The 11811-nt window shown below is 32.8% G+C and carries 9 protein-coding genes; 3 read left to right on the top strand and 6 right to left on the bottom strand.

Translation table 11 applies throughout. The annotated features are described in order from the left end of the window. Positions 1-45: 45 nt before the first annotated feature. From DM444_RS19030 to rhaT, 5 genes are all read right to left on the bottom strand, one after another. Positions 46-786: a (Fe-S)-binding protein gene (locus DM444_RS19030; RefSeq protein ID WP_111289572.1), complete on the bottom strand. Its 741-nt coding sequence runs from the start codon at positions 784-786 to the stop codon at positions 46-48. 96 nt (positions 787-882) lie between these two features. After that, the gene (locus DM444_RS19025; protein WP_111289570.1) at positions 883-2244 is read right to left on the bottom strand and encodes an FGGY-family carbohydrate kinase; all 1362 of its coding nucleotides are present in this window, start codon (positions 2242-2244) and stop codon (positions 883-885) included. Between the two features lie 77 nt (positions 2245-2321). After that, the gene (locus DM444_RS19020) at positions 2322-3596 is read right to left on the bottom strand and encodes a TIM barrel protein (protein WP_111289567.1); all 1275 of its coding nucleotides are present in this window, start codon (positions 3594-3596) and stop codon (positions 2322-2324) included. Between the two features lie 540 nt (positions 3597-4136). Next, on the bottom strand, positions 4137-6281 hold the full coding sequence (locus DM444_RS19015; RefSeq protein WP_111289564.1) for a bifunctional aldolase/short-chain dehydrogenase: 2145 nt from the start codon (positions 6279-6281) through the stop codon (positions 4137-4139). A gap of 26 nt (positions 6282-6307) precedes the next feature. Continuing rightward, positions 6308-7357 carry an L-rhamnose/proton symporter RhaT gene (gene rhaT / locus DM444_RS19010; RefSeq protein WP_111289561.1) on the bottom strand — a complete coding sequence of 350 codons (1050 nt, stop codon included), beginning with the start codon at positions 7355-7357 and terminating at the stop codon, positions 6308-6310. Positions 7358-7744: 387 nt separating this feature from the next. Here rhaT and DM444_RS19005 point away from each other — a divergent pair, with 387 nt between their 5' ends. The 3 genes from DM444_RS19005 to DM444_RS18995 all read left to right on the top strand — a co-directional run bounded on the left by DM444_RS19005 (position 7745) and on the right by DM444_RS18995 (position 11171). Then, a complete protein-coding gene (locus DM444_RS19005; protein WP_111290131.1) occupies positions 7745-8785 on the top strand; it encodes a GntR family transcriptional regulator in 1041 nt (346 codons plus the stop codon). 159 nt (positions 8786-8944) lie between these two features. Then, positions 8945-10264 (top strand): hypothetical protein, encoded by a 1320-nt coding sequence (locus DM444_RS19000; protein WP_111289558.1) that lies wholly within the window; start codon positions 8945-8947, stop codon positions 10262-10264. A gap of 43 nt (positions 10265-10307) precedes the next feature. Next, positions 10308-11171 carry a hypothetical protein gene (locus DM444_RS18995; protein WP_111289555.1) on the top strand — a complete coding sequence of 288 codons (864 nt, stop codon included), beginning with the start codon at positions 10308-10310 and terminating at the stop codon, positions 11169-11171. Positions 11172-11253: 82 nt separating this feature from the next. Here the strand turns inward: DM444_RS18995 and DM444_RS18990 are convergent, their stop codons facing one another. Next, the gene (locus DM444_RS18990; RefSeq protein WP_008467640.1) at positions 11254-11430 is read right to left on the bottom strand and encodes a histone H1; all 177 of its coding nucleotides are present in this window, start codon (positions 11428-11430) and stop codon (positions 11254-11256) included. Between the last annotated feature and the right edge of the window lie 381 nt (positions 11431-11811).

Below are 11811 nucleotides of genomic sequence, written 5' to 3'. Positions count from 1 at the left end.
AACTTTGCGCACTTTGCGGTTAAATTTTATACTCAACATTTATTTTTAGTTTTCGAGTGAATTTAATATTTCAGCAATGTGAATGGTTTTGATTCTGCTTTTTTGCCTTTTTAGAATTCCATCCAAATGCATTAAGCAAGACATATCTCCACCAGTAATATAATCCACATCATGACTTTCGTGATCTTTAATACGATCTTGTCCCATTTTTACAGAAACTGCTTCTTCGGTAACGCAGAACGTTCCTCCGAAACCACAGCATTCGTCTTTTCTAGTTAAAGCAACCAAATCAAGACCTTCTATATTGTGTAGTAGTTGTTCAGGTTTCGAGAAAAATGGTGCGTTTAATTCAGACATTTGCGAAAGCTTTAAACCGCGCTGACCGTGACAGCTTACGTGCATTCCTACTTTAAACGGAAATTTACCGTCTATGTGGTCAATTTTTAAAACGTCGGTTATAAACTCAGTAAGTTCGTAAACCGTATTTCGAATTGCTGTTGCCTTCTCTTCTTGTTTTTCGTCATGCAAATGGTCTTTTACATGCAAAACACAACTTCCCGAAGGACAGACGATATAATCAAATCCAGAAAAATTGGCAATAAAATTGGCGTCACATCCTTTTGTTAAATGTGCGTAACCGCTATTTGCCATTGGCTGTCCGCAGCAGGTTTGCCCCATCGGAAATTCGACGTCACAACCTAACTTTTGTAGTAATTCGTAGGTTGCGATTCCTACTTTTGGATAAAATTGGTCGACATAACAAGGTATAAAAAGTCCAATTTTCATGTTGTAGTATTTAGTGTGTTGTTCATTTTGGCGTGTACTGTAAAAATGTAAAAAATACGTTTCTCAGCAAATTTACAACATACAGATCGTTTTTACCTAATGTTTATAGAATTTCAAGTCAATTAAATCGTTCTGAATTGGTTTTGGATTCCAATTATCATGAATCGCCAATGCTGCACCCAAAGCACTCGCCTGCGCCATCGAAGCGGCATAGACTTCAATATCTGGAAAAGCTTCTGCTAATAAATTCATATAAATTGAATTTTTACTGAAACCTCCATCCACAAAAATCTTTTTTACAGGACTATTATGAATTACCAAATTGGTAGAAAAAACTTGCTGTTCTACCAAATCCAGCATTAATTGGTGATAGGCTGTTTCGTAATTTTTATAATGTGAAAGATCTCTTTTTTGAAAAGGGCATTCTTTCAGTATATCAAAATTATATTTCTTAGGATAAAAAATTTGATAATTAAGCGCTCGCAAATTGGCTACAATCTTCTTGTCAAAATAAACTTCTTTGTAGGTATCAACTGGAACATTAAAGTGCTGCGCCAAACGTTTGGTTTGCACTTCGTGCTCGTTTCCTGCAAATAATCGTGCCGCTTTTACGGGTTTCTCTGTGTACTGCATATAACACAGACAATCGTTTTGCGATTCGTCAAAAGTTAAAGGCTTATTATTGAATGGATTTAAAGAAATACTCCAAGTTCCTGTAGACAACAATACAAAAGGTTCTGTAAAATTGATTGTATACGGAATAATGGCCGATGAACTATCGTGAAGACCAACTCCTATGGCCAGATCATCACGAGTCATAATGACATCTTTTCCAAAATGAATTGGTGGTATTTTTCCTGAAATACCCTCTTCTTTCAACCATTTATGGTATTTCATTTTTTTGAAATTCCACAAATTGGTATGGCATCCAATACTGGTAATATCAGCGTATGCTTCATTCGTCAAAAGAAAACTTAAAAACTGTGGCAAGTGTAGACAGTATTTTACATTTTCGAATATTTCAGGCTTTTGTTCTTTCAGTCGGTAAATCTGCATTCCCGAATTTAAACTGCCCAAAACAGGAGAAGCTGTTTTTACAGCAAACTTTTTTTCTCCTTTGTATTTTTCATAGAAATGAGATTTTAATTCCTCTGGATAATCTTTTAAATAATTATACAGAGGAGTTAAAACTTTTCCGTTCTCGTCTATATAAACAAAACTTGCTCCGTAAGTGCTGAAATTGATGGCTTTTAAAACATAATCCTTAAGCTCTTTTATTTCAGATAATCGATCTAAAACCCAATTTTTAAGTACTTCGATATCTTCGCAGGGAAATCCATCTTCGTCTGCGGTTTCCTCCAGATTAACCGATTTCTCCCAGACAATTTTATAATTTTCGTTAAATAAAAAAACCTTTTTGTTTGTTTTACCAATATCAAAAATCGCAACTACATTCATTTTTTTAATTGTAAATTGTTAATTATCAAATGTTAATTATAGTTCACAATTTATAATTAACAATTAATAATTTATAATTATAATCCAGTTGCCATTGTTTTTAAACCTCTTTCTTCGATAAGATTTTGTCTTACTTGAATCGAACGGTATAATGCTACAGGGTTTAAAGCCGCTCCAGAACGAAGACGAGCTTCGGCAACTAATGCGCGAACATCTGTACGGAAAGCATTTTGAAGAATTTCCTGTGCTTTTACCACGTCATTTTCTTCTTGTGCTTGTTCCAATGCTTTTCTATCTACAGAAAGTGCCTGAGCATAAGCAATCATAATCGCTTCAACAGATTGCAATAAATCTTCTAATGGATCTTTGATGTTGTGAGAAGCGTCGATCATCCAACCTAAATCTTTGGCGTGATTCATTCCTCTGGCATCCATTCCTTCAACTAATTCATTAAAAATCAAGAACAATTGATATGGTTTTAATGCGCCTGCAGTTAAATCGTCATCACCGTATTTTGAGTCGTTAAAGTGGAATCCGCCTAATTTGTTTTCCATCAATAATAAAGAAACAATCTGCTCAATATTAGCATTTGGAAGGTGGTGGCCTAAATCGACTAAAGTCTGCGCTTTGTCGCCTAACTTTTTAACATACGAATAAGACTGCCCCCAATCAGCTACTGTCGTAGAATAAAAGTTAGGCTCAGCACATTTGTATTCTAAAAATAATTTCCAGTTTGAAGGTAATGCATCGTAGATTTCTTCTAAACTTTCTAATGTATTTTGATAAGCTTTTCTAAAGTTTAATTGTCCTGGGAAGTTAGAACCATCTGCCAACCAAATTGTTAATGACTCAGATCCTAATTCGATTCCGTGTTTAATAACTTCAATATTATGAGCAATTGCTTGTTTGCGAACCGCTTTGTTTACATTTTGTAAAGAACCGTATTTGTAAGTGTGCTCAGAGCTTGCTTGATCTTGAAAAGTATTCGAATTCATAGCATCGAATTTTAATCCGTGCTGATTTGCAAGTGTTTTGATTGCTTTATAATCAGTTGGAATATCCCACGGAATATGAAGTGAAATAGCTCCCGAAGCATTGTTTAATTTGTGAAGCAAACCAACATCTTCGATTTTTTCTTCTAAAGAACGAGGTTCTCCTCCTCCAGCGAAACGTCCAAATCTTGTTCCTCCTGTTCCTAAAGCCCAAGATGGAATGGCAATTTGAAAGTCGATTAATTTTTGAATAATCGCTTCTGTATCATTAATTTCTGATGCTGTAAAAACTAATTTATTTTGGTGTTTTTTTAATAAATCCTCGTTATGAGATTCGATGTGGTTTGATCCGATTAACATAGTTATTGATATTTTAATAGAGTTTACAATATATAAATTTTATATGTCTAGTATATTTATTTTAACACATAGTTCTGCCGTTTTAATACCGAAATTTTTGACGCTGATTTTACGGATTCGCTATCGCGAAAACGCTGATTGACGCAGATTTTATTTTCTGGTTTCACGCAGATTTAAAAAGGATTTTAGCAGATAACGCAAATCTTTTTTTAATCATCTAAAAATTAAAATCTGTTAGATCTGCTTAAATCTGTCTAAATCTGCGTGAAACAAAAAAATCCTTCTTTTTCAGCGTTTTCGCGATAGCGAATCCGAGTTATCTGCGTTCTATATCTTAATCTTATGTGTTTTAAATATTTTTTGAACTTATAATTTCTATAGCTGTTAAACTCTGGTTGTACTTCACTTTTTTGTTAAGTTTTCTTTGTTAAAGCGAATTGTTATATGCTAAAAAAATCTAACGTTCGAAAGAATTCGAACGCTAGACCACAAAAAACCACTTTTGCTTAAACAAACTTATATAAAAAACCTAAACAATCTTTATCTATAAAAGCCCATGGCAACGCCACCGTCTACGTTTAATGCGTTTCCTGTAGATTTATCAAGTAAACCTCCAACAAAAGCATAACAAGCGTTAGCAATATCATCTGGCAATATGATTTCGTTTAATAACGTACGTTTTGCATAGTAAGCCGGAAGTTCTTCAACTGTAATTCCGTATGCTTTTGCACGACCTTCTGCCCATCCGCCAGACCAAATATTGGAGTCTGAAATTACAGCATCAGGATTTACTGTATTGACACGAATTTTATCAGCTCCAAGTTCAGCAGCCATTAAACGTGTTAAGTGCGCTTGTGCCGCTTTTGCCGAACCATAACCTGGATTATTTGGACCAGCAACAACAGCGTTTTTAGAAACGATATTTACAATATCTCCTCCAAAACCTTGTTTGCGCATTACTTCGATTCCTGCTTTAGAAACAATAAATTGTCCTTTTACCAAGATATCATATAATCTATCCCACTCTTCTAAAGTGTGTTCTGCGATAGATTTAGAAATACTGATTCCAGCATTATTTACCACAATGTCAACACCTCCAAAAGCTAAACAAGCTTCGTCTAATGCTTTTTCTGTGCTTGCTTCATCAGTAACATTCAACAAAGTGCTAGAAACGGCATCTTTACCAAAAGCTTTAATAAACTCAGCAGATGCACCTTGCAAACGCTCTTCATTAATATCATTAATTACGACACAAGCACCTTCTTGAGCGAATTTTTTAGCGATAGCTTTACCAATTCCACCCGCAGAACCTGTAATTAAAGCTACTCTTCCAGATAATGCTTTTGGTTTTGGCATACGCTGTAATTTTGCTTCTTCCAATAACCAATATTCAATATCAAAAGCTTCTTGGTGCGGTAAAGAAGTATATTCAGAAACTGCTTCAGCTCCTTTCATCACGTTTACTGCATTGATATAATATTCAGATGCCAAACGCGCCATTGTTTTATCTTTAGCAAAAGTAAACATACCAACTCCTGGATATAAAATAACAACTGGATTTGGGTCACGCATTGCTGGCGAGTTTGATTTTTTACATGCATTGTAATAGTCTTTGTACATAGCACGGTATGCTTCAAAAGCAGGAGTTAATTTTGCTTTTACCGCTGCAACATCAGATAAATCTTCGTTTGGATCTAATTCTAAAACCAATGGACTGATTTTAGTCCTCAAAAAGTGATCTGGACAAGAAGTTCCTAATGGAGCTAATTTCGAAAGATCATTAGAATTAATGAATTCTAAAACTCTTGCATCGTCTGTATAATGACCAATCATCTGTCGCTCTGACGAACAGAAACCTCTTAAGATTGGAGCTACTTTTGCTGCTTTTAATTTACGGTCTGCTTCTGTAAGACTGTCGATTTTTTTACCTCCAAAAACTGGACGTTTTTTTCCGTAATTATCTTCTAAGTAAGAAGCACATTTCTCGATTACTTCCAGCGTATTGATATAACTTTCGAATGCAGTATCTCCCCAAGTAAATAAACCATGAGAACCTAACATGATTCCGCGTAGTTTTTTACCGTTTTTTGCTGCTTCTTCTAGACAAGCTCTCAACTGAAGACCAAGATCAAATCCTGGACGCTGCCAGCCTACCCAGCCAATTTCTCCGTTGAATAATTCTTCTGTAATTTTCTTTCCATCTTTCGCTGCAGCGATAGCAATTGCCGCATCTGGATGTAAGTGATCAATATGTTTGAATGGAAGAAAACCATGTAAAGGCGTATCGATAGAAGGTGCTTTTGAAGCTAAATCGAAAATACAGTGGTTGAATAATTCTACCATTTCATCTTCAAACTCAATACCTCTGTAAACATTTTCAAGGTTACGAAGTCTGTCCAAATACAAAGCTGCACAACCTGATTTTGTCAACGTTCCAATGTCACCGCCAGAACCTTTAATCCACATTACTTCAGAAGATTCTCCCGTAAGAGGATCTTTGTCTGTAATTTTTACAGAAGTGTTTCCACCTCCGTAGTTGGTCAATCTTAAATCAGCTCCTAACAAGTTAGAACGATAAATAAAAAGCGCTACTTCATCACCTGCTAATGCTGCTGCCTTGGCTTCATCCCAAAGGTAGCTTACATGCTTAAAATTCATATCATTAATTGTGTTTGTATTCGACATATAGTATTTTAAATTATTTCTTTTATTTATAATGAGTTACCAATTCCTACCAAAACGATTGCAAGCATAATAAGCCCGATACCCCAGAAAAAAGTTCTTAATGTTTTTTTAGAAACTCCTTTCCATTCTTTCAAATAAAATCCCCAAAAGTTTGCTGTTAAAATGATCGTTGCCATATGTAAAATCCATGAACTGGCACCATTTCCAAGTTTACTTTCTCCCATTCCGTAGAAGAAAAACTGTAAAAACCACATGGTTCCAGCAAGAGCAGAAAACAAAACATTTTTAGTTATTGGAGTAGATTTATCAGTATAGTTTTTAATTGATTTATTTTTAAAATTCAAGTAAAGACACCAGATAAAATTGGTTGTAAGTCCGCCCCAAAGCAGAACTACATAAGTCACATTGTTTTGAAATAACGGATTAGCCCCATTTACAACAGCTTGTTCTGCCATTGATTTTCCAGCTTCGATTCCGTAATTAAAAAATGAACTTAAAATTCCTGAAATCACGGCTACAATGAGACCTTTTACTAAATTGAAGTCTTTATCCTTATCTTCGTGACCTGTTGCAAAATCCTTTTCTTTCAGCATTCCTGCTTTTCCAGAAATGGCAATTCCGATTAGATATACAACCACGCCCAATAAAACGATCTGGCCTCCAGTATTAGTAAGCATGTGAGAGAATGAAATCTTCCCTTCTGTAGGAACAATATCATAGTAAATTGAAGGAACTAAAGCTCCAAAAGCAGAGCAGAATCCTAATGTAATTGAATTTCCTAAAGACATTCCTAAATAACGAACGCCTAAACCATAAGTTAAACCGCCAATTCCCCAGATTAATCCCATTGTAAAAGTGAAGGTTTTAATAGATGGAGAAGCAGTAGCAATAATTTCTGTAAAATTTGGAATCGTTAGATAAGCTGCAACTGGAGGAACAATTAACCAAGAGAAAAATCCTCCCACAAGCCAATAGCTTTCCCAAGCCCAGTCTTTTACTTTTTTAAAAGGCATATAAAAACTACCTGAAGAAAATCCTCCGATAGAATGAAAAATGATTCCTAATAATGACTCCATATTATTGTTTTTGGTTTAGGTTAGGTTTGTTAGTGATTTGGTTTTGTAAAATAAGAGAATGTAAAAAAGAAAACTGTCCTGTACTATCCTTTATGGTTTTGGTATTTTTTGTTAAAACTAGAGATTATTAGAAATAACAGCCAGCATTTTTTGGGTAAATAAATTTAAAATGGCTACTTTAGCAATCGATTTCGTAATTATTGAATCCGCATTCGGGTTAAAATTTAGAAATTATAAAAAAAAGATTACAAGCCTTAGCAAATTCTCTTTTTTGATAAGTAAAATAATTTTGCTCGTAAGATTATTTGATTAAAGAGATTTTTTTAATAAAAGTTAGATTTAAAAGTGAGTTTCGTTGAAACACGAAGCAGATTTCCTCAAATGAACATGATTAAACTTATTAAAATAGACGAAGATTCGAGAGTTCCTAAATACAAACAAATTGTGGACTCTATTCTTCAGAACATCGCCAACGGAAATTTAAAAATCAATCAAAAAATTCCTTCTATAAATAGTTTCAGCGAAGAATTTTATATGTCTCGCGATACTGTAGAAAAGGCGTACAATATTTTAAAGGAACGAAAAATCATTTCTTCGATTAGAGGAAAAGGCTATTATATTACAAGAACTAAGCTTGAATCTAAAGTCAATATTTTGTTTTTGACCAATAAGCTGAGCTCGTATAAAATGAAAACTTACAGTTCATTTATTAATACTTTGGGAGCTAATGCACTCGTTGATCTTCAAATTTATCATTGCGATGAAACTCTGTTTTTGAATATTTTAGACAAATTTGAGGGTGCTTATGATTATTATGTGATTACAACACATTTCAAAACAGACGAACTGAAACACTTAAGTTTTACTGATGAAGTTGTTGCTGCAATAAAAAACATTCCGCAAGAGAAATTAGTGATTTTAGATAATATCAAATTGGGTGCTGGTGATGAAGTGATTAAAATCTATCAGGATTTTGAAAATGATATTTACAATGCCTTGAAAGAAGGTTTATCTAAAATCATGAAATACAAACGCTTAATATTGGTTTATCCAGACAAAGCTGTTTATCCCTATCCAAGAAGAATTTTACACGGATTTAGAAAATTCTGCGTAGAACATGAAATCAATTTTGAGATTCTGAGTGAAGTTTATGATGATATGATTTTGAAAAAAGGTGATTTGTTTATCACAATCGAAGAATCTGACCTTGTAAATCTGATGAAGCAAATTCGCGATGAGGAATTTGTTTTAGGAAAAGAAATTGGCGTAATCTCATACAACGATACACCTTTAAAAGAATTATTAGGAATTACAGTAATGTCAACTGATTTTAATATCATGGGAGAAACCGCTGCCCGAATGATTTTGAATAAAGAAAAAGGTCAGGTAAAAGTGCCTTTTAATTTTATTGATAGAAATTCTATTTAAGATTCTGAGACTCTAAGACACTGATATCCTGAGTTTTCTGAATACAATCAAAACCTCCAAAATAGCATATATCTTGGAGGTTTTGATTTTTTTTGAAATAAACAAAACATAATCCAACCTTTTTGCAATTTATTGTATCCTTATAATAAAAGGAAAACTATGAAAAACATACGCTACATTTTGTTGGTTCTATTTTGTATTTTACTCAATTCCTGCAAAGCAAAATTAATATATTGGCCTTATCCTGACACTCCTTATACTCAATTTTCAGACGGTTCTACATCTGGTGTAATGGTTACCAAAACCCAGCAAATTCTGATTCCTGCAAAATATGGTTGGATAGATCGATATTTGACAAGTGACAGTTATCCTCCAAAATCAAAAGATATTTTTTACTTTGGATCTTATAGGGCGGATACTGCTTTAATTTATGTGAAAAGTTTCCTTTTTAATGTAAATGGCAAATTGTTATATACTTTTGATGAAGGCGAAGATGTAAAATCGCTTTTTTACCACAATAAACAACTTTACCTTATTACTAAAAAACAGCTTTGGGGTAAGGAAAAAATGCCAGGCGAAATCAATATGATAAATTGCGATGATAAATTATTTCGCTTAGACGCAAATAAAAATAATGCCGTTGAACTTTGCACTTATTCTTCAATAACGCATCTTGGCAAAAATATGATTTATATTAAGGATAATAAGCAGTTTGGGTGTTTTGATCTTAATTCTGATACAAAAATTCTGTTCAAAAACCATACTCGAGGATTTCAAAAATATTTATATGTAAAAGACAAAAATGAAATATGGACTCAGATAGACAAATCAGAAAACCAAAAACCAAATGAATATTATGATACCGTTATTGACAGTACATTAAACGTAAAACCTAATCCTGCTAAAAATGTTATAAGTGGCGATAAAAAATATTATTTTTCTGAAACTGAAAAAGGAATACAGATTATTGGTTTTGATGGAACTGCTTCTCCATTTGCATACCCTTTTCTTGAACCGGTTAAAAACAGTGTAATGTATGGCGCTAATATTTATTTTGGCAAAGAAATTATTCTAGATAAACTTTTTGTTTTTTCACCACAAAAACAAGGAGATATAAAAGGCATTATAGATCTAAGTGGAAAAATTATCCTGCCAGCAGAATTTTCCAAAATTTCCATGAAAGATTTAAGTCCTACTACACAGCCAAGCCCAGAGCTTATAAACTTTTTCAAGAATAATAACTTACTCAGTTTTCACTATTTTGCAATTAAAAACGAAGGAAATTATAATTTGTATTCCATATACAATCCGGATGGCAAGGAAATTATTAACTTCAAAGACAAAGGCAATAATTGCTCGTACCAATTTGATTTTATGGAGAAAAAGAGATTACAAATTAAGTTTTATAGCAGTGATGCTACTAAAACATATGATTTAAACACAAAAGAATTAATTTCTACTGAGCTAAGACGAAAGTAAAAACGCTTTTGTAAATTAAATTCCTTTAAAACCAATACTAAAAATGAAATATCAAAAATTACTTCTATTCTTCTTTTTTATAACCTTCTGCACTAATAATCTATCAGCGCAAGAAATAAAGATAAAATTTGACAGATCAACATGTCAACTTAATGAAAATATTTATGTCAGATACGAGATTCCCGTTGAATTTAAATATAAGCGCGATTCAATTCAGAAATTAGATTTAAATCAATTTGATAAAATTGGTGGTCCTGCAAACACATATAGTGCAACTACTAAAGATAAAACCGTAACTTCTTATCAAACTGCATTTTCTTATTCGTTTAAAGCAATTACGCTAGGAAAGCAAAAACTGCCTCAGTTATTTGTTCTCTATAAAGGTCAAATTCTAAAATCACCTGAAACTTATGTAACTGTTGTTAACGATCCTTCAGTCAAGGTCGAGTCAAAATTTAAAGAATATATAGGTGGACATTTATTTCATATAAGCCTGCCATTTTATATGAGTAAAACCAGCGGAATAAATTCATATTCGGCAATAGAATATACAAGTATTGAAAATAACGTCTTTGGAAGTGTAATATATGAAACCAAAGAAAATTTGGCATTATCTGGTGAGACTTACTCTTCTATAAATGACTTTTGTAAAAATCTGGTAGATGATTTTTTTGAGCAACAAGAAAAAGAAGCTTCAAAGCCAGTTTATTTTACAAAAGGGTTGATAAATTTTATGGAAACAGATGTTTCCTATTACGATAAAGAAAGAAAACAAAAGTTTTACTACTTCATTGGTGTTGCCGAAACAAAAACCACTTTCTACACTTTCATTTCGTGGGTGCCAATAGAACGAAAGAATACATTTAAAGCTGATTTTCAACAAATACTTTACAGCATTAAAGACTAGTCAAATAATCAATCCTTTAAAGAATTTCGTGACTACTTTTATTTATAAAAAAACCTCGTCGATTGACGAGGTTTTAGTTGTATTATTTTTTTGATTCTTCGATAGAAACTTTTCTAAACTCTTTTAAAAGTTTTTCAATTTCCAAAGTCGATTTACGTGCTCTTGGTCCAGCAGCTTTAATTCCTTTCTCAGTTAAAGATTCTGCTTCAGCTTTGAATGTTTCAATTTCGGCGTTGATTTTTACTAATAAATCTTTCATGCTTATATATTGTTAAATTAAGCCACAAAAATAAAAGTTTGTGTGATAGTTACAACAATTTTGCTGTTAAATTTAATGCAGTTTTTCATTCATTTTCTTTACAATAAATTGACTTCTTGTTTTTCTAAAACATCACAAAACACAATGCATTAACAATCAAATACTTATTATAACAACTTTTAAATCATTCCTATTTTAAGGCTTTGTAGAAAGTGTTACAAGCAATAAAATTTTCTTTCACATATTGTCTGAAAGTACTTCTATTTGTTAATTTCTCCAGAGAAAAATTACCCCAAAAGGGAGAAAAATCCTCACCAGACTGTTTAGAATACTTCAATTTTAATCTCGATATGGAGGATTTAGAAGGCTAATTTTATTTCA

Source organism: Flavobacterium ginsenosidimutans, assembly GCF_003254625.1.
GTDB lineage: Bacteria > Bacteroidota > Bacteroidia > Flavobacteriales > Flavobacteriaceae > Flavobacterium > Flavobacterium ginsenosidimutans.
This window is presented reverse-complemented; position numbering and strand designations above follow the sequence as displayed.

Bases quoted from the DNA above. Each gene is read 5' to 3' on its own strand.
- DM444_RS18995 (WP_111289555.1), top strand. From the start codon at position 10,308: ATGAAATATCAAAAATTACTTCTATTCTTCTTTTTTATAACCTTCTGC.
- DM444_RS18990 (WP_008467640.1), bottom strand. From the start codon at position 11,430: ATGAAAGATTTATTAGTAAAAATCAACGCCGAAATTGAAACATTCAAA.
- DM444_RS19025 (WP_111289570.1), bottom strand. From the start codon at position 2,244: ATGAATGTAGTTGCGATTTTTGATATTGGTAAAACAAACAAAAAGGTT.
- rhaT (WP_111289561.1), bottom strand. From the start codon at position 7,357: ATGGAGTCATTATTAGGAATCATTTTTCATTCTATCGGAGGATTTTCT.
- DM444_RS19030 (WP_111289572.1), bottom strand. From the start codon at position 786: ATGAAAATTGGACTTTTTATACCTTGTTATGTCGACCAATTTTATCCA.
- DM444_RS19005 (WP_111290131.1), top strand. From the start codon at position 7,745: ATGATTAAACTTATTAAAATAGACGAAGATTCGAGAGTTCCTAAATAC.
- DM444_RS19015 (WP_111289564.1), bottom strand. From the start codon at position 6,281: ATGTCGAATACAAACACAATTAATGATATGAATTTTAAGCATGTAAGC.
- DM444_RS19020 (WP_111289567.1), bottom strand. From the start codon at position 3,596: ATGTTAATCGGATCAAACCACATCGAATCTCATAACGAGGATTTATTA.
- DM444_RS19000 (WP_111289558.1), top strand. From the start codon at position 8,945: ATGAAAAACATACGCTACATTTTGTTGGTTCTATTTTGTATTTTACTC.